This is a genomic window from Neorhizobium huautlense (assembly GCF_002968575.1).
Lineage (GTDB): Bacteria > Pseudomonadota > Alphaproteobacteria > Rhizobiales > Rhizobiaceae > Neorhizobium > Neorhizobium huautlense.
Window position 1 is genome coordinate 77,067 of record NZ_PVBM01000016.1, and the last position, 22,844, is coordinate 99,910.

Annotated in this window: 22 protein-coding genes; 6 read left to right on the top strand and 16 right to left on the bottom strand. The window is 55.1% G+C overall.

The genetic code is table 11. The features are described from left to right. Positions 1-428 precede the first annotated feature (428 nt). The 12 genes from C5L12_RS17700 to C5L12_RS17755 form a co-directional block, all read right to left on the bottom strand. Positions 429-761, bottom strand: a complete 333-nt coding sequence (locus C5L12_RS17700) for a hypothetical protein (RefSeq protein WP_245422961.1) — start codon at positions 759-761, stop codon at positions 429-431. 10 nt (positions 762-771) lie between these two features. Next, positions 772-1,611 (bottom strand): dioxygenase family protein, encoded by an 840-nt coding sequence (locus C5L12_RS17705; RefSeq protein ID WP_105373369.1) that lies wholly within the window; start codon positions 1,609-1,611, stop codon positions 772-774. A gap of 101 nt (positions 1,612-1,712) precedes the next feature. After that, on the bottom strand, positions 1,713-2,780 hold the full coding sequence (locus C5L12_RS17710; protein ID WP_105373422.1) for a maleylacetate reductase: 1,068 nt from the start codon (positions 2,778-2,780) through the stop codon (positions 1,713-1,715). A gap of 32 nt (positions 2,781-2,812) precedes the next feature. Continuing rightward, positions 2,813-3,700 carry a bifunctional methylenetetrahydrofolate dehydrogenase/methenyltetrahydrofolate cyclohydrolase FolD gene (folD, locus tag C5L12_RS17715; RefSeq protein WP_105373370.1) on the bottom strand — a complete coding sequence of 296 codons (888 nt, stop codon included), beginning with the start codon at positions 3,698-3,700 and terminating at the stop codon, positions 2,813-2,815. Further along, positions 3,700-4,584, bottom strand: a complete 885-nt coding sequence (gene purU, locus C5L12_RS17720; protein ID WP_105373371.1) for a formyltetrahydrofolate deformylase — start codon at positions 4,582-4,584, stop codon at positions 3,700-3,702. Before purU ends, folD begins: the two co-directional genes overlap by 1 nt. Before the next feature lie 115 nt (positions 4,585-4,699). After that, positions 4,700-5,404, bottom strand: a complete 705-nt coding sequence (locus C5L12_RS17725; protein WP_105373372.1) for an ABC transporter ATP-binding protein — start codon at positions 5,402-5,404, stop codon at positions 4,700-4,702. Continuing rightward, complete coding sequence (locus tag C5L12_RS17730) at positions 5,397-6,146, bottom strand: ABC transporter ATP-binding protein (RefSeq protein ID WP_105373373.1); 750 nt, start codon at positions 6,144-6,146, stop codon at positions 5,397-5,399. Before C5L12_RS17730 ends, C5L12_RS17725 begins: the two co-directional genes overlap by 8 nt. Continuing rightward, complete coding sequence (locus C5L12_RS17735) at positions 6,146-7,135, bottom strand: branched-chain amino acid ABC transporter permease (protein ID WP_245422962.1); 990 nt, start codon at positions 7,133-7,135, stop codon at positions 6,146-6,148. Before C5L12_RS17735 ends, C5L12_RS17730 begins: the two co-directional genes overlap by 1 nt. Then, positions 7,132-7,995: a branched-chain amino acid ABC transporter permease gene (locus tag C5L12_RS17740; protein ID WP_105373374.1), complete on the bottom strand. Its 864-nt coding sequence runs from the start codon at positions 7,993-7,995 to the stop codon at positions 7,132-7,134. Before C5L12_RS17740 ends, C5L12_RS17735 begins: the two co-directional genes overlap by 4 nt. A 64-nt stretch (positions 7,996-8,059) precedes the next feature. Continuing rightward, entirely contained in the window at positions 8,060-9,229 is a 1,170-nt protein-coding gene (locus tag C5L12_RS17745; RefSeq protein ID WP_105373375.1) for an ABC transporter substrate-binding protein, read from the bottom strand. Between the two features lie 174 nt (positions 9,230-9,403). Beyond that, the gene (locus C5L12_RS17750; protein WP_245422963.1) at positions 9,404-10,309 is read right to left on the bottom strand and encodes a methylenetetrahydrofolate reductase; all 906 of its coding nucleotides are present in this window, start codon (positions 10,307-10,309) and stop codon (positions 9,404-9,406) included. 126 nt (positions 10,310-10,435) lie between these two features. Continuing rightward, on the bottom strand, positions 10,436-11,851 hold the full coding sequence (locus C5L12_RS17755) for an aminomethyltransferase family protein (protein WP_105373376.1): 1,416 nt from the start codon (positions 11,849-11,851) through the stop codon (positions 10,436-10,438). A gap of 349 nt (positions 11,852-12,200) precedes the next feature. Here C5L12_RS17755 and C5L12_RS17760 point away from each other — a divergent pair, with 349 nt between their 5' ends. Both C5L12_RS17760 and C5L12_RS17765 read left to right on the top strand, forming a co-directional pair. Further along, positions 12,201-12,611: a MarR family winged helix-turn-helix transcriptional regulator gene (locus C5L12_RS17760; protein ID WP_105373425.1), complete on the top strand. Its 411-nt coding sequence runs from the start codon at positions 12,201-12,203 to the stop codon at positions 12,609-12,611. A gap of 62 nt (positions 12,612-12,673) precedes the next feature. Next, complete coding sequence (locus C5L12_RS17765) at positions 12,674-14,341, top strand: FAD-dependent oxidoreductase (protein WP_105373377.1); 1,668 nt, start codon at positions 12,674-12,676, stop codon at positions 14,339-14,341. A 209-nt stretch (positions 14,342-14,550) separates the two neighbouring features. On the opposite strand, the gene C5L12_RS17770 is transcribed toward C5L12_RS17765, so the two are convergent. Further along, positions 14,551-15,531, bottom strand: a complete 981-nt coding sequence (locus C5L12_RS17770) for a LysR family transcriptional regulator (protein ID WP_105373378.1) — start codon at positions 15,529-15,531, stop codon at positions 14,551-14,553. Between the two features lie 89 nt (positions 15,532-15,620). On the opposite strand from C5L12_RS17770, the gene C5L12_RS17775 reads away from it, so the two are divergent. Together C5L12_RS17775 and C5L12_RS17780 are read left to right on the top strand one after the other, a co-directional pair. Further along, a complete protein-coding gene (locus C5L12_RS17775; protein WP_105373379.1) occupies positions 15,621-16,634 on the top strand; it encodes a DUF2236 domain-containing protein in 1,014 nt (337 codons plus the stop codon). A 139-nt stretch (positions 16,635-16,773) separates the two neighbouring features. Next, positions 16,774-17,676, top strand: a complete 903-nt coding sequence (locus C5L12_RS17780) for a SphA family protein (RefSeq protein ID WP_157949075.1) — start codon at positions 16,774-16,776, stop codon at positions 17,674-17,676. A gap of 1,092 nt (positions 17,677-18,768) precedes the next feature. Here the strand turns inward: C5L12_RS17780 and C5L12_RS17795 are convergent. Beyond that, a complete protein-coding gene (locus C5L12_RS17795; protein ID WP_105373381.1) occupies positions 18,769-19,866 on the bottom strand; it encodes a hypothetical protein in 1,098 nt (365 codons plus the stop codon). 24 nt (positions 19,867-19,890) lie between these two features. Continuing rightward, on the bottom strand, positions 19,891-20,739 hold the full coding sequence (locus tag C5L12_RS17800; RefSeq protein ID WP_105373382.1) for a hypothetical protein: 849 nt from the start codon (positions 20,737-20,739) through the stop codon (positions 19,891-19,893). Positions 20,740-20,934: 195 nt separating this feature from the next. On the opposite strand from C5L12_RS17800, the gene C5L12_RS17805 reads away from it, so the two are divergent. Then, positions 20,935-21,378: a hypothetical protein gene (locus C5L12_RS17805; protein ID WP_157949076.1), complete on the top strand. Its 444-nt coding sequence runs from the start codon at positions 20,935-20,937 to the stop codon at positions 21,376-21,378. A gap of 401 nt (positions 21,379-21,779) precedes the next feature. Here C5L12_RS17805 and C5L12_RS28180 read toward each other — a convergent pair whose 3' ends face one another. Then, the gene (locus C5L12_RS28180; protein ID WP_157949077.1) at positions 21,780-21,917 is read right to left on the bottom strand and encodes a hypothetical protein; all 138 of its coding nucleotides are present in this window, start codon (positions 21,915-21,917) and stop codon (positions 21,780-21,782) included. 244 nt (positions 21,918-22,161) lie between these two features. Here C5L12_RS28180 and C5L12_RS17815 point away from each other — a divergent pair, with 244 nt between their 5' ends. Continuing rightward, positions 22,162-22,392 carry a hypothetical protein gene (locus C5L12_RS17815; protein WP_105373385.1) on the top strand — a complete coding sequence of 77 codons (231 nt, stop codon included), beginning with the start codon at positions 22,162-22,164 and terminating at the stop codon, positions 22,390-22,392. Positions 22,393-22,844 lie beyond the last annotated feature (452 nt).

Here is a 22,844-nt window from a genome sequence, read left to right on the forward strand (position 1 = left end):
CTTCTCCCTGAGTATTGAGGCTGCCACTTCCTGCTCGCATTGCTTGTCAGGACCGGGCACATGAAAAGAATTCAACGCCGGCAAGATTCACGCCATGGCCGACCTCTGGCGCTCTGCGCACCATTACTGCTTAGATGCCGCGCCACCCTCCCCAGTAACTCCGGCACCCATTTTAGTTCGGATAACTGACCATATTGGATTCTTGCTGTCAACGCACTCCCGCTGATTTGCCGCACATTGCGCGCCCATCAGGCATTCCGGCCAAAATATACAGGAATAATAAGTCGCGTTTCTTGACCATATTTGCGCATGGCTTGCCCATTGTGCGCAGCACCAGACGAGTATGGTCTTGCGCTACAGCCTCACCCCCGGCCTTTCACAACACGACGGCCTGTTGCCAAACGGCGAAGCAATCTCACGGTGCACGGTTACTTTGCAGCAATGTATGTGGCTGGGTCGAGTTGCGATATCCGCACCGCAACTCCCTTGGTCGCAGCAGCCGCGAGCAACTGCTGAATTTCGCCCGCGAGCTCCACCAGTTTTTGACGTGTCCTATCTGCTTTTGGCAAGATAGATAGCTCGACGTTCACTGCAGGTTGATTGGCCGTCCCGAAAACTCGGATTACGGCAAGCTGGCAGGCGTCAATGTTGACGTTCAGCCTTTCGCACAACAACATGCTCAACGGTCCCAAGCTAGCCTCGATGTCGCGATGAGCTCGCTCTGTCAATGAGCGATCGACATGTATCTTCATATTCGGCATGACGATGATCTCACATCGGGCTGAGGACAAAGTCGAACCGCGAACGCCATTCTGCTTCTTCGCCTGAAAGACGCTCAAATGGTGCAACCAGCGTGGCTTTGACGCCAAAGACTGCGTCAGATGATAGATAGCGGTCGTCGCCGACGAAGGTATGAGTCACAACCTTCTGGAAGCCGTTTGCGCTTACTATGTAGTGCATATGCGCCGGCCGGAAGGGATGTCGTCCGAGATGCTTCAGCATTTGTCCGACTGGACCGTCGTCGGGTATGGGATACGATACTGGCTTGATCCCGATAAAGCTGTAGCCCCCATCGGCACCCGTCACAAATGACCCGCGATTGTTCCACTTCGGCTGAATATCGGGTTGTTGCACATCGTAAAATCCTTCGGCATTGTCAGACCAGACATCGATGATTGCGCCCTCGATCGCCTGCCCTTCCAAGTCGACCACCGTGCCTTCAAAGACACAGCTTTCGCCCTTCCCATCAAGGGTGATGCGATCGCCCATGGCACGACGGGGAGCCCCAGGAACGTAGAACGGTCCCAGCACCGTATTCTCTGTAGCACCCATCTGCCTGCGATTGTTGATCGCATCGACAAGCATGGAGACGCCAAGCGTGTCGGACAAAAGAATGAACTCCTGTCTTTCCGGCGTACAAAGCCTACCGGTATCCGTCAGGAACCGAACAGCAGTTTCCCATTCCTGTTGGCTAATGCGCGTTTCCTTGATGAAGGCATGAATGTGCTTCACAAGCGAGGCCATCACCTCCCTCAAGCGAGGATCTGTATCCTCGGCCATTCGACCGTTGACGGCTTCAACAGACGCTTCTTCGGTAAAGTATTTGATCATGGCTTTTCCTCCGCGGATGACATTTTTCCCTTGCTCTCCTCTCGCGCCATAACGCCGCGGGGCAGAGCACTTAATCTTGAGGGGCTCATCTTCTTTACGAATCAACACGTCCCAGGCCGTGCGCCTTCCCATGCCATCTGCAGCATCTCCCGGATCGCCAAGGCTTCCAGGGGCCGTGGGTTCCAATAAGGGTTTTGCAGGGCGATATCCGTCGCTTTGTCCAGATCTTGGCCTGTCACTCCGAGGTCTTGAAGCTTGCACGGAGCATCGATGCTGCGGGCGAAATCGAAAAGCCCCGCGGCCGCGCGATCCGCCCCCATCAAGGCTGCGATTGGCTCCAGCAGATGAGGCACAGCCGCCTCCGTATATGCCACAGTGTGGGGAAGAAGGATCGCATGCGTTTCCGCGTGCGGTAGGTCGAAGCTGCCGCCCAACGTGTGGCACATCTTATGATGAAGTGCCATTCCGACGGTACCCAGGACTACACCACAGAGCCAGGAGCCGTAGAGCGCATCCGAACGCGCTGCTGGATTCTCGGGATCACTTACAATGGCGGGCAGCGCCCTGTACAGAGCGGCTATGCCTTCGATCGACATCATCGATGAAACCGGATTCCGATCCTGTGCGTAAAGCCCTTCAACGGCATGCGCGATGGCATTCAGACCACTCGTTACCGTCATGTTGGTAGGCAGGGTGTACGTTAGTTCCGGATCATAAATTACCGTCTCCGGCAGAACCGATAGATCACGCACCGTCGTCTTGATGCCGCTTTCTGTCTGTCCGAGGATCGGAGTAACTTCGGAGCCCGCATAGGTCGTGGCAACGACGATCTGGTCGGTATCATTCCTGTAGGCGATCGCCTTGCCCAGCCCGATCGTTGAGCCTCCACCGAATGAAATGACACTGTCCGCGCCCCTGTCAGAGAAGACGCGAAGCGCTTCGAGCGTCACCTCGACTGGAGTGTGCATAACGGCACCACTGAACACCCCCACACACAAGGATCCCAACCGTTCGGCAAGTTCCTTTGCCTCCCTTTCTTGGAACGGGGTAGATAAGACAAGAGCCCGGCGCCGTCCAAGATTGAGTAATTCGTCGCTCAGCTGGGAAATTGTACCCACACCGAACACAATGCGAGGAATGGTGCCTTTATAGATGAAGGGTTCGCGCATGATATTCTTCTCCTCGAATGCGAATCTTCCAATCATCCACAGACAGTCCGCCGAGCAGCGATCAATGTATTGTTCATCAGCATCGCGATCGTCATCGGTCCGACGCCGCCGGGCACGGGCGTGATCGCTCCGGCCACCTTGGACGCGGCACTGTAATCTACATCACCGACAAGACAGGTAGGGCCATTTCCCTCGCCCATCGCCGGCACGCGATTGATGCCGACGTCTATGACGGTCGCACCGGGTCTTATCCAGTCGGCCTTTACCATCTCGGGCCGGCCGACTGCTACGACGAGGATATCCGAATTGCGGCAGAGCGCCTTGAGGTCCTTTGTCCTCGAATGTGCGATGGTGACCGTCGCATTCGCGGCCAAAAGCAGCAATCCCATAGGCTTGCCGAACAGGTTGGAACGTCCGATGATCACGGCATTCAGACCTGAAAGATCATCACCATGCCTGCGCCTGACCAAAAGCATCGCTCCCGCAGGCGTGCAGGGTATGAGGCCAGTAGAAAGATCGCCGGTCGCAATCTTGCCGGCGTTGACGACATGCAAACCGTCGACGTCCTTTTCAGGTGGAATGCGCCTGACGATGCCTTCGGTATGGAGGTGTTTCGGGAGGGGCAGTTGGACAAGAATACCATGAACAGCCGGATCGGCAGCGAGCTCGTTGACCAGCACCTCCAGATCATCCTGTGTCGTTTGCTCGTGAAGCGTAAATTGACTGGAATGAAAGCCGCATCGCTTGGCCATTGTGCCCTTAGCCTTCACGTAAGCATGGCTTGCCGCATCATCGCCGACGACCACCACAGCCAAGCCTGGCCTGATGCCGGTCCTTCGTTTCAGTAAAGTCGTCGCCTCAAGCACCGCGGCGATTACCGTTTCTGCAACTTCCTTGCCGTTGATGATGCACGCCGACATTATCCCATCCTCTCCGACGCGTAGCTTCCCGGACTTGGCGGAAAAACGACAGTGCGGTTTCCGTTGATGAAGGTGCGATGATGGATGTGGGCATGGATGGCTCGGGCGAGCACCTGCGCCTCTACGTCACGACCAAGCGACACATAGTCTTCCGCCGACTGGGCATGTGTAATGCGCACGGTGTCCTGCTCGATGATCGGACCCTCATCAAGATCGGCAGTGACGTAATGTGCCGTCGCGCCTATAAGCTTCACCCCGCGCAAATAGGCTTGCTTGTATGGGTTTGCGCCCTTGAAGCTTGGCAGGAACGAGTGGTGGATGTTGATGATCCGCCCCGACATTTTCTGGCACATTGCGTCAGAGAGAATTTGCATGTAGCGGGCGAGCACGATCAGTTCGGCGCCGGTACTCTCAGCAATCGCCATCATGCGCGCCTCCGCTTCAGGCTTGTTGGCCTTCGTCACCGAAATGTGGTGGAAGGGGATGTCATGATTGACCACCAGCTTCTGGTAATCGAAATGGTTCGACACGACTCCGACAATGTCGATCGGCAGCGCACCAATCTTCCAGCGGTATAGCAGGTCGTTGAGACAATGACCGAAACGCGACACCATCAGAAGCACTTTCATTCGCTCCTGCGCATCGAAGATTTCCCATTTCATGTCGAATGCGTCTGCCGTCGTTTGGAAACTTGTCGACAGTTCGGGCCGCGATAAGCCCTCCTCCGAAATAAAGCTGACGCGCATGAAGAACTTGTTCGTGTCCAGGTCATCGAACTGTGAGCTGTCGACGATGTTGCAGCTCTTGTCCGCCAGGAAGCTCGAAATTGCGGCGACGATGCCGCGGGTGGTTTTGCACGAAACCGTCAAGACATAGTTCTTCATTCCATCCCCGTATCCGTTATGGCCTTTCAACAGGTTCTCACCGATTTTGCCACCAAGCACCTCAACCTGCCGAAGCCGTGAAAAGCCGTCATGCGTCCTCTGCGGTCCACATTGGTTATTGCGCGGAAAGCCCGATGTATCGGTCGAGTTCGGTGCGATTGCCGGCCAGTTTTGTCGCCTCTTCCTCAAAAACGATCTTGCCCTGGTCAAGCGCAATGACACGCTCTGCGAACTTGAGCGCCATGCCGACATGCTGCTCCACCAGCACGATCGTATGGCCTTTGTCGGCAAGCTTGTGGAACACCTCCATCAGCATTTCGCAGATTACCGGCGCCAGCCCCTCGAGCGGTTCGTCCAGCAAAATAATCTCGGGTTTTCCCAAAAGACACCGGGCAATCGACAGCATCTGCTGTTCGCCTCCGGAAAGCTGGCGTCCACTGTTGGATCTGCGCTCCTTCAGCCTTGGAAAAAGGTTATATGCGTCGTCGAGTGTCGAACCATTGCGCAGTCCAGCAATGAGGTTCTCCTCGACCGTCAATGAGCCGAAGATGTCACGGGTCTGTGGTACGATGCCGATTCCCAGTCTCGCCCTCTGATGCGCGGCAATCGCATCGATCGCAGTCCCCTTGAGCTTGACGTTTCCGGCGTGTTGCCGCGTCTGACCCATGATCGTGGAGAGCAAGGTGGTTTTACCAACGCCGTTTCTCCCCACGATCGCCAATCGTTCACCTTTTGGAATGCGTAGCGAAACATTGCGGATGACATGCGTGTCGCCATAGCCGGCAACAACACCATTCAGTTCCAGAAGAATGTCAGACATGGCCCGCTCCCAGGTAGAGTTCGCGAACCTGCGTGTTGGCGACAACCTCGGCGGGCGTGCCTTCCATCAGGATTGCCCCATTCACCAACACGATAATGCGGTCTGCAACCTCAAACACCAGTTGCATGTCATGTTCGATGATGAGAACCGACAGGTCCGGCGGAAGCCGCTTAATGGCCTCTACGATCAGATGGCTCTCGGTGGAGGGGACGCCTGCTGCCGGCTCATCCAGTATGAGAACCTTCGGTTTTACCGCAAGCGTCAGCGCCAGTTCCACCAGTCGCTGTTGCCCATAGGCAAGGCCGCCCACGGGCCTGTCGGCCAATGACTGGATATCGAGATCCTGTAACAAGCGGAAAATTTCAGCCTCGATATCCGGCCACCCGTCCGCCCGGCGAAAGGTGTGATGCGTGCGCCCTTCCCGTTCCAATATCGGAAGCCGCAGGTTTTCGCGAACCGTGAGGTCGCGAAACAGATTGGTGATCTGGAAGGTTTTCGCGACACCTGCCTTCACCCGAGCCGCTTCATTAAGCGAGCCGATATCGTGACCATTCAGCACGATCTTGCCCGATGTCGGCTTCAGAATACCGGTGAGGAGACTGGCAAAGGTCGTCTTGCCCGCACCATTCGGCCCGATCAACGCGGTGCGCGAGCCTTGCGACAAAGTGAGGGTCAGGTCCTGCGCGACCTGAATGCCCCCGAAATTTTTGCAAAGTCCAGCAATAACCAGTCCATCGCCCATCACGCCCTCCTCCACAATCGCGTCACACGACCTGGCAACGAAACTAGGCCTTTCGGCAGTACGAACACGACGAGAAGAAGCATAAGGCCGATCACGAAGAGCCAATTGAAGGGATCGATACTTGCCGCGACGTGATGAACCACCATGAATAGCAATGTACCGATCAGCGCGCCATAAAGACGCCCGGCTCCTCCCAGGATCAGCATCACCATGACATCGGCGGACAGGGAAAAATTGAAGACTTCGATGCCGACCAAGCCTGTCACCTGCGCCGCAAGCGCGCCGGCAATCCCGGCAATTGCGCCGGCGATAACATAGACTGTCACCTTTCGGCGATAGACCGGCGTGCCGATTGCCCGCATGCGACTGGCACTACCGTCGATACCACGGAGAGCTAGGCCGAACGGTGAACGGATCAAGATCTGGCAGAACACCAGAATAACTGCGAGAACACAGACGCTGTAGATGAACGCTACCTGGCCAATAAAATCAAATTCGAACAGCCCCAGCAGCGGTCCGATGGTGATACCGGCCAGGCCGTCAGCTCCACCGGTCAGCCATCGGGCCTGAGAAGCGACCTCCTGAAGGACCATTGTTACAGCGATTGAAATCATCAAGAGAGCGACGCCATGCGTGCGAAGCAGGACGAGCCCGGATAGCCAAGCTACTAGTCCGCCGGCCAATGCGGCGGCCAGCAGACCAAGCAGCGGATCTTGCGTCACATTAAGCGCCAGGAGGCCGGCCATATATGCGCCGCAGCCATACATCGCTGCGTGTCCAAGCGTAGCGATGCCGGCCTGCCCAAGGATCAGGTCGAAGGACACGACCAAGATCATCATGATGACGATGCGGGTCAGAAAAGACAGGTCATACGGGAACATCAGGAAGGCGAGTATCGCACCGATCAAGACGCAGACGGACGGCATCAGAACGCCGAGGACGGCATGCACTCGGCTTGGCTTCGGCGGAGAAAGAACCGGCATCGTCATTGCGCTTTCCCCATTAGACCGTTTGGTCGAAGCGCGAGCAGCACCGCAATCGCCACAAAAAAGAAAATGGTACCGATGCCCGGTAGAAGATAGCGACCGGCGGTATCCAGTATTCCAAGGCCGATCGAGGCGAAGAAGGACCCGGAAATGCTCCCAAGTCCGCCGACGGAGACCACAATAAGGAACAGCACCATGTAGCGAAGTGGATAATAGGCTTCTATCGGCAGCAGTTCGGCGCCGAGGACGCCTCCCACCGCAGCCAGCCCGGCACCGATGGCGAATGCGACGAGATAAACATAGGGTGTATTGATGCCGAGTGATGCAGCCGCGGCCCTGTTGTCGACGGCTGCCCGTAGATAAATGCCGAATCGTGTCCTTTCCATCAGCAACCACAGACCTCCCAGCACGAGCAGACCGGACACAATGACGACAAGCCTGTGGAACGGCAGCGTTCTGAATCCCAAATCAACCGAGGTCGTAAACATTGCAGGAACGCCGATGGGAAGAATTGTAGAGCCCAGGAAGAAATTGATGCTCGCAATCATGATGAAGACGATGCCAATGGTCGCCAGCACCTGTCCCAGTTCGGTAAAGCCGTAGATTTGCCGAAAAAGCACACGTTCAAGAAGGACCGCAATCAACACGACCGCGAATACGGCTACCAGGAGGGCAGGAATGAAAGCGACTTCCATTCGTGTGGTGAGCAGATGAACCACCGCCCCACCGAGCAAGGCAAATGCTCCATGGGCAAGGTTGATGATGCGCATGAGCCCCATTGTGATCGAAAGCCCGACCGAAATCATGAACAGTATCATCCCGTAGGCGATGCCATCGACGGCAATACTTAAAATGAGAGACATCTCGAACCTGACATTGGAAAAATGGAGATGTGTGGCGGAACGCTTCCGCCACACCCGCCGTGGATCAGGGATTGAAGCCGAGGTCCGGTACGTTCGGAACGGTCGCAAACTCTTGATTGAACAACTTGCCGTCCGCGCCCTTTTCAACGCGCCGAAGATAGACGTTCTGCACTACCGTGCGCGAGACAGGATCCATCTTCACCGGTCCCCGGGGGCTCTCCCATTCCATGCCCTTGGCCGCCTCAACGGCCTTTGCTCCGTCTGAGCCGGCAGCTTCGACCATTCGGTAGATCAACTCGACGCCGTCATAGGCACCGACCGATGCCATATTGGCGCGCGAACCTGGATGCAGCTCTTGCAACTTTGCAACAAAGCTCTTGTTGAGTTCAGAGTTGTGGGCATCGGAGTAGTGATATGCAGTCACCAGACCTATGGCTTGGTCGCCCAATGCGTCGAGTGTGGTCTCGTCAGTCTCCCCACCACCGAGGAAGGAAATCCCGGCGCCCTTCAAGCCATTTTCGTTGTAGGCCTTGGTGAAGGCGAATGTCGCTGGACCGACTGGCAGGAACGTGAAGACGGTATCAGCGCCGGAATTCTTGATACGCTGGACGAACGGAGCGAAGTCGGTCGTCTGCAGGGGCATGCGGATTTTTTTCAGAACATCCCCGCCATTTTGTTCGAACGTTGCGGAGAAGGCTGTTTCCGCATCAATGCCTGGATTATAGTCGGAAACGGCAGTGACGACCTTCTTGGCGCCATTTTTCGCCGCCCATTCGGCGGCTGGCTGGGCGAGTTGGGTCAATGTAAAGCTGGTGCGAAGAAAGAAGTCCGACTGTTTGTTGATCGACGATGTCGCCGCATTGAAAATGATCGCCGGCACCTTGGCCTGTTTTGTCAGAGGTGCAACTGCCACAGCATTCGGCGTGAAGTCGAACCCGGCGAGATACTTGACGCCTTCGCGGACCAGAAGCTCTTGGGCTGCCGCCTTGCTGGCATCCGCGTTTGGTCCGCCGACATCCTTGTAGATGAACTCGATCTTGTGACCGCCCGCTTGATCTCCATGCTGCGCAACATAGACATCGATCGCTTCACGAAACTGCTTCCCCCAGATGGCATTGGGCCCTGAAAATGTGGCGATGACCCCAACCTTGACAGTCTCGGCCTGGGCGACCGTGCTGGCCATCGAAAACGCCGCCGATGCGATTAGACAGACCGTATAGTGCGTAATCCTCATGTCGTTCCTCCCGTCCCGGAAAAGCGTCCGGACGCCTAGCGTTAAAAACGCCACTCCTCCATCAATATTAGTACGGTTTCCGTACTATAAAGTCAACATTTCGCCTCTTAAGGCGGGGTTTGCTCTATTTTTGCGGAAACTGGACTTAAAAATTCGTCTGGTTATCGAATAATTTTACCGGCCGAGCGGCTCTACGGTGTGGTGGCTTGTCAACCAGTCAGCGCACTTGCCGAGCCCCCCGAACGGATAGAGGTGCAGGCGCACGTGACCGTAACGAGGATTGCGAAAAGCTTCAGCGTATTCACGCACCAGAACGTCGGGCCCAGCTGTCGACAACAATTGGGTGATCGACAGCCCATATTTTCTGAGGACAGCCGCTGAGGCGGAAACACCGCAAACTGCTGCAAACTTCAACAGGGTTTTCACAGTCGCCGGCCCTGGAATACCGACATGGATCGGAACGTCGATACCCGCTCGGCGCAATTCGTCAATCCAGGTCAACACGGGCGCAGAAGCGAAAGCAAACTGAGTGAATACGGCCCAGTCGATGCTCGCTTTTTCCAAGATCTGTTGTTTCACCAGCAGCGCTTCCCTCAGCCTTCGAGCATCCTGGGCGGGATGCCCTTCCGGGTGCCCAGCTATCGAGACATGCGTGATGCCGTGGTGCTCGAGGATACCGCTGCGCAAAATTGCAGCGGTATCCTCGAACGGGCCCTTGGGAGGGTCGACATCACCTGCGATTATGAGCAATCGATTGACATGCCCCTCGGTCACAAGCCCAGAAAGGAGTGAGGAGAATTCAGTCGCCGAACTTAACCGTCTGGCGGCAATGTGAGGCATTGGCACGCATCCCGCTAGCCGGACCGCTCTGGAGGCAGCGATCCGCTGGAAATCAGTCTCGTTTGGCAGGTAAGGTATAGAAACAACTGTACCTTTTGGGATTGCGCTGCTGAACGCGGCCAATTGCAGTGCATCTTTCGAGGTTACTTCGACAGAAAAGTCACGCAGGGCATCATTCCGGTCGATAAGATCTAACGCGTGTGACATGGCCAAAAAATCCCATTCCACCTGCGTACCCACAGGAGGATTCCATTGCACAAAGAAACGGGGCACCGGCGCAGCACATTGATCAGCCAAAAGGCTGCAGCCGGGATAGTACGATGTCCGTAAAGGCGCGGAAGTGCTCGGCGATCACCGCACGCGGTATCAGCTGATCGCGGCGCGCTTCATCTTCTGAACTGAACTTGCATAGGGAACAGGAGCCACAACCGCTCTGACATGGAACTGCTGGTGCTGTTCGACGTGCGGCTTTCGCGAGCCGCCACCAGGCTCCCCCCACACGACCGTCACTTCGGTGCCTGGCGCGGCACTCCGAGCATCAAGCATGGCGAGAGACAGCATCTCGCCTTCATTGTTGCTGTAGCCACAGTGGCAAGAATGTCCGACAAGGGTGCCGTCCGTCGCGAGCACCTCGTCAAATTGCGGCCAGCCGTAATACGCGACCGGCAACTCGATGGCCTTATACCGCGGCCCCTCTCCCAGCGCAGATGCAAAGATTGCCGCCACGTCCTCATGGTTCCACACCAGCGTGACCTTCTGACGGCGCTTTTCGACGGGAAGGGCTTCCAGTGCCTGACGCCCAACAAAATCGTGGTCGAACTTCAAAATATGGCCGTAGCCCAGATCCCAAGGAGTAACGTAGTAGTCTTCAATATCATCCGAGACAAAACTGCCGCCGAGCTGCGCGTTCGCCTCCCAACCGTTACCTGACAGCCACTCCCGGAATTCACGCAACTCTTCGCCCGTATAAATTCCTGGCAGCGGGTAAGGCATCCAGCCGAATTCGAAGATCGTACTGAAATAGGTCTTCGTTCCTCCTTGCATCAGGCCATGTTTCGCGCCAGCCTTGAGCAATGCGCCGCGTACCCTTTCCATGTCCTCATAGGGACCAGAGAGCTCGGCGCCGAGGTGCCCCGCCATTCCGTGCCGCAATACAAGTACTTCGCAACCGGCGATTTTCACCTTCGCCGTTCTGAAGAACGCAATCTCCGGGGCTCCACCCTCGACAGCAGCATTGAAAATCAGGCCAGCATTCGGGCCCTCCAGCTGGAAACGGTAGAACCACCGCCTGCCAGTTGGATTGTAAGGTGTCGGGTCGTCGCGCTCGATCGTCACGTCATAGCCACCGCGTTCCGCGTTGAACTGCACCCAGTTCAGTACGGGCATCCCACTGATCAGCTCGAAAGTATCCTCAGCAAGTCGATAGACAACACAGTCACCAATGACATGGCCGCGAGGCGTGCAAGCGACAAATTGCTTCGCCCTATCGATCGTGAAATTCGCCAGGCTGTTGATCCCGAGCTTCTCAAGAAGCCGGAATGCGTCCGGCCCCTTCAGCATTAACTCGGGCATGTGATGCGACTGATCGAACAATATCGCAGTTTCTCGCCATGCGCGTTGCTCATCCCGCCAATTGGTAAACTCAGGGGGAATGAACGCCGCGGTGAGGCCGGTTCTTGCCCGATAGTGAGGTGCCAGGGTATCGTTGTGAAAATACTGGACGAGATTGGATTTCTCACTAACCAGATCCTGAAGTGACCGTCCGCCGTTCGACTTTACCATTGCTTGAGCAACCTCCTCTTATCGTCCGCTCTGCCGAGCTGTTTGACTGCGCATGGATGAAGTGCCAAAGAGCCAGATGGCCCGACAGTGACGCGGACAAGATGCGCTATTGCAAGGCGCGCTGGTCCAGCGGTCGTGTAAAAGCCCTCACCTCCCGCACCGCCTCCTCCAAGGCGTTTATTTAGTACGGTATCCTGACCATATTTGGCGTAGTTGGCTTATGTCAACCGAATTAGTGCAAGGGCTGGAAAAATAGTTGCAGCGGGCTTACTCGTGTAAACTCATTGATCCGAGGTGGTATGAGATGATTTTAAAAAACGCGTGGCGCAGAAGTAACATTGGGCGCCGAATGAATGAGGCCGTCAGGATATTTGAGAACCGAATCATCGAAAATCTCAAAGCTAAGGGGCATACCGAGCTTACTGCAGCGCATATCAACCTGACCCGGAACCTCGACGAGGACGGGACAAGACTGACCGAGCTCGCGCGTCGCGCCGCCCTAACGAAGCAGTCAATGAGTGAATTGGTGGATCAGGTGGAGCGAACCGGTCTAATCGAGAAGCGCCGAGATCCAGACGATGGTCGTGCCAAGCTCGTCTGCTTCACGGACAAAGGGTTGGTTTGGCTTGAAGCCTTTCATCAGAGCCTGGAGGTAGCGGAAAATGAAATGCGTGAGCAACTTGGGCCCGCCCTAGTCGATCTTATGGTCGAAGCTCTCGGAAGGTACGTGGAGGGCCAGGTCCAGAAAGGCGTTGATTAAGCCAATTGACAATCGTCCGGTTTCCTTACTATTTTCGCGCGGGCGGACTTGGGAGGTTTACCGTGGCTCACGAAATTTATGACGTCGTCATCGCGGGCGGTGGTCCGTTTGGGCTGATGCTGGCCAATGAGCTTGGACGACGAGGCGTTTCAGCCGTCCTCTTCGACGAGAAGTCATCGACAGCGTTCAACCCACAGGCCAACGCGACTCAAGCAAGGACAATGGAGCATTTTCGACGCCTGGGATTTGCGGATGAAATCCGTGCGCTCGGGATGCCTGAAGATTTTCCCACAGATATCGCATATTTCACACGATTTGCCCGTCATGAACTCGCTCGCTTTCGCCTTCCTTCCGCAAAAGAGGCGCGCGAAAAGGTCTTGACTATGACGGGTTCTTGGAGCGCTGCCGAGTTGCCACATCGCGTCTCCCAGAAATTTGTCGAGCGCGTACTGCGCAAGCATGCCGAAGCCCTGCCCAAAGTCTCGGTGAACTACGGCTGGCGCATATCTCAGTTCGAGGAACTTGCGGACGTGGTAACGGTGACCGCAAGCCAAGTTGGGTCTGAAAGCACCCGTTCGGTTAAGGCCAAGTACCTCATAGGCGGCGATGGAGCGAAAAGCTTCATACGCCGAACACTCGGCATTCGATATCAGGGAGATGGCGGTGCTGTGAGGGATTTCTTCGGCGGGAAAATGTTCGCGCTCTACCTTCGATGCCCTCAGTTCTACGAAGTCGTTCCGTTCGCGCCCGCATGGATGAATGTCGCCTTCAATTCTGAACGCCGAGCATTCATGGCGGCAGTTGATGGCAAGGGTGAGTTCGCTTTTCATACTCAACTGAAGGACGACGAAAGCGAGGAAGATATATCGGACGCGCAAGCGCTGCAGATCTTCAGGTCGGTTGTCGGTTTCCCCGTTGAAGCGGAGATCCTCTCTCGCGGCAGTTGGACGGCAGGGTTTGCTTTGGTCGCTGACAGGTTTCAAGCAGGGAGGGTTTTGCTCGGTGGGGATGCCGTGCATCTTTTCACGCCAGCTGGCGGCCTAGGATACAATACCGCGGTTGACGACGCGGTCAATTTGGGGTGGAAACTGGCATCGGTGATCAAGGGAGTTGCATCACCCGACCTTCTCGACAGTTATGAACTTGAGAGGCGTCCAGTCGCAATAAGGAACACGGGTTTCGCCAAGAGGTTCGCAGAATCTATTGGAAACTACCTACCACGGCCAAACCTTGAGGTAGATTCGGATCTCGGACAGGAGTTGCGCCGAGAGGCCGGCCTCTATCTGGAAGCCCATGGTCGGTCTGAATTTAACATACCGGGTGTGACTTTCGGCGCGCGTTATGATCAGTCACCGGTCATTTTATCAGAGCGACAAGAACAGACCCCCGATCAACCGGATGTCTATGTTCCAAGTGCTGCACCCGGTGGCAGAGCACCACACGTTTGGCTGGATCCTCAAACTTCGCTGTTCGACAAGTTTGGGTTTGAATGGACGCTATTGAGGCTAAGTCCTCCGTCTTCGTCAGGTGATGAGTTGATTGCCGCTGCAAATGCCACTGGGATGGAACTCGCAGTTTTGGATATCGAGCTGCCTAATATGAGTGACCTATATCGCGAACCACTGGTGCTCATACGCCCAGATCAGGTTGTTGCTTGGCGTGGAGACGATAATTGCGACGCTTTGGCGGTCATTGAGACAGTCTTGGGCTATCACATCGCCAAGCCATAAGAGCATTTCATGGCGCCAGGTATCGTGCTTTCCGGATCAAAGGCAGGATTGCGCTGTCGGCACAACTGGAGATCAACAACAGTTGCCGCTTAGCCTACTAGGCGCCACTCCACTAGCGATGCCGAAGATGTGAGAAGCGACATCAGGACGCTGCAATGGGTGCAGCGCCGGCCAAAGAGATAATACTCTCGAAAATGCGCCCAGCTGTGTCATTTGTAACGCTGCTTCGAGCGCCCCCGTCCCATTTCGAATAGACTTTCGAGCGGCAGGCTGAGGCTTGGATCGCGGTTTAGAAACAGCTCGCCAACGGTCCGCCGAAGCCAGATTTGTGCAGGATCTTTCTGCACACTTCGGTGCCAATATTGCTTGACCGGAATGAGCGGCAGTTCGATTGGAGGTTTAAAAACACGAAGTCCGCCAATTTCCTTAAACATGTAAGGAATTGCCTTGGGGACGGTCGCCACCAAATTGGTTTCGCGGATGAGAAACGGAACGTTCATGAAATATGGTGTCTGGAACGCGATGTTCCGCTCGATGCCGGTTTTTCGGATCATCATCTCAAAGTGTGTCTGCGCGTGCCCCTCGCCCACTAAGGCAATGTGGTCAGCATTTCGATAGAGATCGAGAGTGAGCTCGGCATGGATTGCCGGATGGTCGGCGCGAACCAGACAGACGAACGGGTGCTCGAACAAGCTTTGCACCATGATGTTGGACCCGGACAATTCCGGGTGATAACCAATGGCGAGATCGACTTTCTGCAGGCTGAGGGCTTCTGTCAACGCATCGGGAGTCAACGTTTTGATCTCAATCCTGGCGCCTGGGGCAAAGGCCTGCAGACGCTTAAGGAGCTTTGGACCAAAAGCGATTTCGCCAATATCACTCATATTGATTACAAAGCTTCGGGCGCTTTGCGCTGGGTCGAACGTTTGTGTTTTGAGAATTTCCTCGTTCACCAGACCGATCATCCGCGCTACGGGATCAGCGAGTTCCGACATCCTAGGCGTTGGCTGCATGCCAGCGGCGGTGCGTATGAAAAGTTCGTCTTCATAATACTCGCGCAACTTCCTGAGCGAGAAACTAACCGTTGGTTGACTGATCAATAGTTCGCGCGCGACAAGGGTCGCACTGCGAAGCCGAAACATTGCGTCCAGGACAAGCAAGAGATTCAAGTCAATAGAACGAAAATCCATTATACTAATAATGCATATCTATCATTATCTGTATACCTGAAAAACGTGACCTGCCATCTTCTTTTGTGAGGATTAGATGGAGGAGACTGATGGAGCAGATCACTTCGGGAGTTCCCGCGGGTGCTAGTTCACTGACACCGCTGAAAGGGTATAAGTGGATTGCTAGAGAAATCGAGCGCCTCGATCCAGAAATAGATTACGCGCGAATTTGGGCGTTGAGCACCCTTTATTACACCAACGATTTTGTTTTGAACCTCAGCTATTCCACTGGGTTACCTGGCCTTATTCAGAATCCAGATGGCGCAGAAATTCTCCGCCGCACTGCCAAGATTACGAAGCTGAAGCAGCAGCGCTCGGACGACACCATATCTCATTTCTGGCACTGGTGGGAAAATGGACCTAATCACGTCGACACGATCCGCGCAATTGAAGAGGTCAATCGGATTCACCATGCTCTCTATACTAAAGTTATGCCAGAGGCGTTTACCCTCCGCGACTATGTTTATGCCCCTTGTTCACTTGGAACGGGTCCGCATCGTTTCGCCAAAATGGTCGGCCTGTCCGGTTTCAGCGAGAAACAGAAGAGGGCTTCGCACCTATTCTGGAAAAATATCATGGCAAAGATGCGAAGCGAGGAAGGCTACATTGTTGATTTTCCCGAAAATTTTGACGCGATGGAACAGTTCGTAGAAGACTTCAATAATGAGAAATGGCCAAAATCCGAAGTTGCACGTGCAATCGTTCCAGATGTGATCGGCCAGTTTAGCGAGCGGCATTTCCCAAAACCGCTTTGGGGCCTTGGACGTCAAATGATCTTGACGTTTACAGACAAGCGCGCCCGCGATTTGCACGAAATGGGAGATCCAAACCCGCTAGTGGCATGGGCGATCAAACGCGTGGTGAAGCTCAACATGTGGCTGGCGATGAATATCCTTCCCGATCCAAAGCTCAGTGTTCCTGAACGGGCACGTCAGAAAGGTGACATAAAAGGCCAGCACAAGACGCCACGTATGGTTGCGGCTTCAGCATGTCCTTATCTGCAGCTACACGAGCAGCAAGTTGCCGGTAGCGAGATGCGTGCTTCTATCACCAGTGCTGATTGATGCCCCAGCGGCAGAAAACGATTGTCCCTACAACTCGCGGCCACCGTCCTGTCAATCCAAAATCATGTTGATCGGATTTCTTGGCCAGCGCTTGTGGAGATATTCGGCACATCTTGTCTTTGAAGGGAGGAGGAACGAAATGAACGCGAAAATATTCGTGCCGGCAGCATTGACGGCCATATTGTTTCACGTACTAAACGCAGGTGCAACCGAACAGGGAAGAATAGCCTACCCGATTGGAGTAAACACCGTAGCCTCGGGTATGGTGCCAAAGCCGGGACAGACTTGGTTGCAGAACTTTTCGACCTATTATACATCCACAAAGTTTTCCGACGAAGATGGAAACAGTCTGATCCCCGGATTTGAGGCTCGCGTTTCTGCAAACGCATTGAAGCTGTTTCATACATGGGATGGGGTCACAATAGGACCATTCAGCATCAGCTCGGCTTTCGCGGCACCGTTTTTCAATATCGACACAACTAACGCCCTAACCGGAAAAGAGCACAGTTTCTCTGTCGGTGATGTCACTGTTTCACCAGCCTATTTTGGTTGGTCCAATCCCGAACACACGTTTTTCGCCTATGCGGGTGTGGACCTCATCATTCCCACCAAAACCAAGGTCTCAAATGACTTTTATTCGATCAACCCTATCGTCAACATGACATGGTTTCCCACTCCGGAGTTGGAACTTAATTTGACCGGCGTTGCCGAGTTCCACACACGCAACAGTGAAACAGAATATCGTTCTGGCACACTGCTGATGGCCGATTGGGCGGTCCTTTATCATCTGGCACCGTCGGCACCACAACTGGCGGTAGGCCTCAATGGATATGCAATTACACAAGTGACCGACGACACGGTAGGGGGCGCTGTTGTGGGCGACGGCTTCAGGCAGCAAGGCTTTGCGATCGGCCCACAAATCACATACGCTTTTGAGCGCGGCGGCGGAGTCGCCGTGAAGTGGCAACACGAGTTCGGTAACAAATATAGTACCCGGGGCGACAGATTATGGATGCAAGTCACAGTTCCACTTGGGGACTAGCCTAGATAAGTGCGATTTAGGGATATTAAAACACCCTAATCATGCGGTTGAGCTAAAAGCGCAATTAGCTCCAACTTGTAGAAGCGTGACAGCTAGGTCCTGTTGACAAAGTGCATTCTCAAATCAGTGGAAGCGTGATTTAATACTGCCTTCTAGGAGGCGGTTTTGGCTGGCGGCGACCTGACGGATATGGAATGGCGGATCATCGCGGGGCTATTGCCCAGCAAACGTGGCAGGAAGTCTCGGTCCTTGCACGATAATCGGAGGCTCTAGAAACCTCCCCTTTCGCCTGTTTTCATGCTTCAATCCGGCTTGCGTGATTTGCAGGGAACTGATGATGTGCGGGCAACCAGGCTTTTGGGATTTAGACGAACGGTACGAGCGGCCGAGTGCCGTTGGCGACCCTCTTTAGAAGCTCAACAGCATCATTCCCTGGTTCGTGTTCGAAAAGCCGCTGATTTAAGCGCTTAAGCGATCCGCAGAATCGAAGGGCGGGCATCCGCCGTTTCCGGCAGCGTTGATGTTCAAGATCCTAGTGCTGCTGGCACTCTACAAATCTCTCCGACGATCAAGCCGAGTTCGTCATCCAGGACAGTCTCTCGTTATGTGGTTACTAGGCCAAGTCCCCATAAACGGGGTTCATGTAGCGCGCGGATTGTGATTCACTCCCCTTGAAGGGATGTGAACCTATGACCCGTAATCGAAAGGTAGTGAGACCCAGAGATTTTGACGTTGCATCAAAGAGTTGTTCGAAAGTTCGCCTACAGCATGAGGCCGGCAAAGAGCTGCAGACCGTTAGCCGTCTTCTTGCAGGTGGTCGTCCATCGATTTTCGCCAAGATTTGGTCGCTGTTTCTATCAGGACCATACCCTCTTGGGCGGACTTGCCGCCTACATCTTCAATATCACAGCGAAATCTTGATGGGCTCACCGGGAGCAGTTCGAACAGCAAGATTCCCTCTTAGACCATACGCGTGTACCTATAACAGCAACCGCCCCTCTGCTTCCTTGCGGAAGTAATTCTCGATATCTACCCGTGTCGGATCCGCGCAAGGCGATAGCTTTGTGCCGTAGGTCAAAGGAACCGCTCCTGTTATTGGCCTTCGCGGCTTTCGCGGATTGCCTCGATCATCGAGCGAGCAAGGGCGCAGGATCGATCGACATCGCCTTCTTCCCAGTCTGCGACGGAATAGTGGATGTTGAACCAAGGAAGCAGCGTCAATGCTCCGCGTTGCGTCTTTGACAATGGTGTCGGCGCTCGTGGGTTCTCCAAGAGAATAGTTGCCTTCTCAAGGCAGAGGATCGCTGCGGAATAACGGCTGACTTTTGCCGCATGAGCAGAAAAACGCCCTTCATGGGCCATCGGCGTAATCTTGTATCCGACGCCCACGTTATCATCAAAGACCGGCGCCCCCTTCCAGCCATAAAAGGCGTACCAGATGGCCCCCGAACACAGCGCGCCATGGTGCCCGCTGATCAGTGGTGAACTTTGCTCCTCGTGAAAGACACCAGGCCATTTCCCAAGATCCCGAAAATCAATCCACAGCAGGCTTGGCTTCCCGTCAGCGAACTGCGTCTCCTTTGCCTTGATCTGGCAGATCCGGCTGATCGCGTTGGTCTGCGTCGTGTCGCCGGCTTTTCCTGCATCGGGCGCGCCGAAAGGATGCGAGACGGATGCGGTAAAGTCGGCCCTTCCATTCTTGCTTTCAAAAGTTGAGCGCTCGACTCCGTCTGGAGTCTCACCGCCGGCAATTCTCCGAGCCAGTTTTACCTGCTCGTCGTGCTCAAGCTTCGCCGTCACCTCGACGATGCCGGATGCGCCATCAAGGTCGAATTTGAAGTCCGGTGTCGGAGCATTTTTAACGGTCGGAATGGGCTGGATATCAAAACCGGCTTCCAGCATTGCGCCGTAGCAGCATATCTCGGCGATCGACGAGACCGCCTCTTCAAAATCCGAGGTTTGGGTGACACGTTTCAGCGTACCTGTCAGCCAGGACTTGCCCTCCTTGCCCAGGCAGATGCCGTCAACAGCCTTGTTTACAAGGAAATCCTTGGGCGAACGCGAGTAATCGACGGCACGATCAAATGCATTGATGACGGACCAGGCTGGATGGCGCCCCCGTGCCGGGTCAAAGTAATTGTTTATTTCCGCAATCTGGCTTTTCGTCAGTAGATCGTTAAGTCCCGGCAATATGCAATCCTTTGCAAGTGTAAGCTAATTCGACGACCGATCATATCCATCGGCCAATTCGGCAAGCAGGTAATTGATATAGCTTCGCGTCAGGTTGCAGTACAAATGGGCCTCCTTAATCGAAGGAGATATTCCTGCTGCCAATTGGGTGCCGTGCCGGACGCCGCCACCACCGGGTGAAGAGAGGAACCCGTGCATTTTCGTCATCCAACCAAGAGCCTCCGACAAAACACTGCCCCGATTATTGCTACGGAGCGCCCGAATGATCTCGTTGAAATACTTCCCTTCGACAGTCCCGGTTCCGCTCTCTTGCCCTTGAAACGCAGTCGAAACCGTCTCCAGCAACCAGAGAATTTCCTGGACAGCCTGCCGTGGCCGCTGTTCGAGCAAAAGCCGATCCGCCTCATCAAGAGATGTGTGTATTAGCTCGGTTGCTCGCTCGCCGATAGATTTTTGCGGTGTCTGGACCGCGACGGGCGTTTGTGGATTTCGAGCAAGCAACGATGGAGGGCGTACCTCGAAGGGAAGCCCATGCTCGAACAATATTCTGTTGACTACATCCGCATCCGGGAGGCCGATGCCGGGATGCTCCACATTGATCTGCTCACAACCGTCCCAAAAGGCAGAAATGAAGGTTGCAGCATTGCTGGAGGCTGCGACCATATAGTTCTGCAGATCGCTGATTGCCCAGCTCTCGCTCGAACTCACCGAGTAGCCACCGCTAAACTTTGCCTTGAACAGTTCAAATATATCCCATGACGATCCGCTTTGGCTGGCAATAGCATGGACCAGCAAATTGAAGGCATTCACGGCCTCGATTTCCATAGCCCCAGGGGAGCCAAACCGCCACGCCGTCGGCATACTCAAGCTCATCTTGCCGCCACCTCGCTTGGCCCATCAAAAAAATGCTTCGGCTCATGACACAACCTTGCATGTTGCCAATGAATACAATTAATTGATGCATACTGTAACCATATTACGCCGACACGCCAGAGACCACCCGGAATTTTAATGGCAATACTTGACCCTCGCCTTTTCGATCTCTTCGAAACACTAAGATCGTCGCAATTGGACTGGCTGATTTTTGAGCTTATGGAAGGCATCCAGGCAGGAAAGCATCCCAGCGAATCTCCTGACGCCCTCGCTCAGGCACGTCGCGATGTTCGATCCGACAGATCGCCCGAGTTTGATTTCGGCCCTACAACCGAAGCGGTTCCGATTTCAGGTGACGACCAGATCGAATGGGCAGTTGAATACGTCGCGAATCGCCTGGACGCCACGCTTGCAGAGCTTGGCAGAGCGGCCGCCAATCTCGACATAATCGTCAACGGGAACGCATCGAAAGCCACAAGCACTGCCAAGCAGGGGCCGCAAGAGGTTATGATAGAGCTCGCCGACGGCGACGGGTCGCGCAAGCTCGAGCGCAATGACATTGTCGCGGCGTCGACCGAACTGCCGGGTCTTCGCAAAGAGCTCGAGGCCTGGTCCGCCCAAGTTCGTGGGCAGGTGTAGTCATGATCCCAAGCGTCTCCACCGCCCTTAGTGCCATCGTAGGAAGGGCGACTACACTTGCGAACGCTTCTGGCGCAGGCAGAGCGTTTGAACTCTTCGTCATGACAGAAGTGGCGCTCGGTCTGCGAACCAGCGGCTTTTCCGTTTGGTTACAACGCTCGGATGGCACCACAATCCTGCCCACTGACCCGAACCGTCGGTTCATCCAACGCGGCGGCGCGCCAACGGGCGTCGCCCCAGCCGCTGCAGGTCCGAACAACGCCAGCGTGATCGGCTTCCGTTGGAGAACACGCCCGGCCTGGGAAATCTGGAATGGGATCCAGTTCTATGGACGCAGCCGGGCGATGCACGAAATCGACGTTGCAATCGTGCCTCAAAGCGTAGGCGCGGATCTTCGCCTTTCAGGCGGAAGCCCCATTGGCCGTCCTCGCGTGGCGATAGAATGCAAGGACGTAGGGACCGACGGAAGCCTTGACGAAATGCGTGCTCTGGTCGCACGCCTGTATGATGTGACCTTGCTCCACGCCCACCATCGCCATCTGCCTTTTCCTTCCGTCCAGGCAATCCATCCTGGATCGGCGCCGAGTTCCAAAGACCGGGCTGTCGTTACCTATTGGCAGGAAAACAGAAGAACAAAGAATATATTGGCAAGGAGGACAGGTTTTGTTGCCGGCACGATACCGCTCGCGAGTTATCACCACATAGAATCTCATGCCGACATCACCGTCGGGAGCCCGGCAGTCACCGACCTTGTTGATTCCGTGGTCGAATGGGCGCGTCGCAATGCCAGATGAGGTTTGCAGCCGGCAATCCGAGGCGCTGATCCTGCTTTATGCTTTTGGTGGAAAGCCAGCGCTTGCCCTGGCAGATATCGCAGATCTCCTCTTAACGGAACGCGATCTCTGCTACGCGGCTTTCGAGGCATTTCAGGCGCTGATCGGCGAGCAGACGACCGCTATCTCTAATTTCCAGGCCGCAGAGCAGTCACCTGAAAATTCCAACCGCGCGAGATGAGCGTGATCCTTTACCTCACGCCTCGCCGGCTACGCTCGACCATCGTTGGCGCCGGCGTTTGCCGACCAAAGTCTTTTCATCCCGGTTTTCGGGCCATGATCGGCCCGTGAGCACCCCAGGAAGGTGGTCGCGCGATCACGATGCTGCGAAATGAGTGTTGTGGTGACGCGGCTGGCAGCAGTTGAGGAGCCCATGGGGAGGATAACGGAAAGGCCCGCCACCGAAATGTGGCGGGCCTTTTGCGACAGGGTTCTCATTGATCTGCAACCGGGATACCGACCGCAGCAAGCGTAGCCTCGAGCACCGCACATTCCCAACCGATCATCCGGATCACTCCAGCGTTGGTCGTCGAACAATCAAGTTGGCGGTCCCGGCGAGGGCCAATAAGCTCGGCCATGCAGGTACCATCCAACTCCACGCGTACTCGGGCCTCCACCTCTTCGGCGAACCAG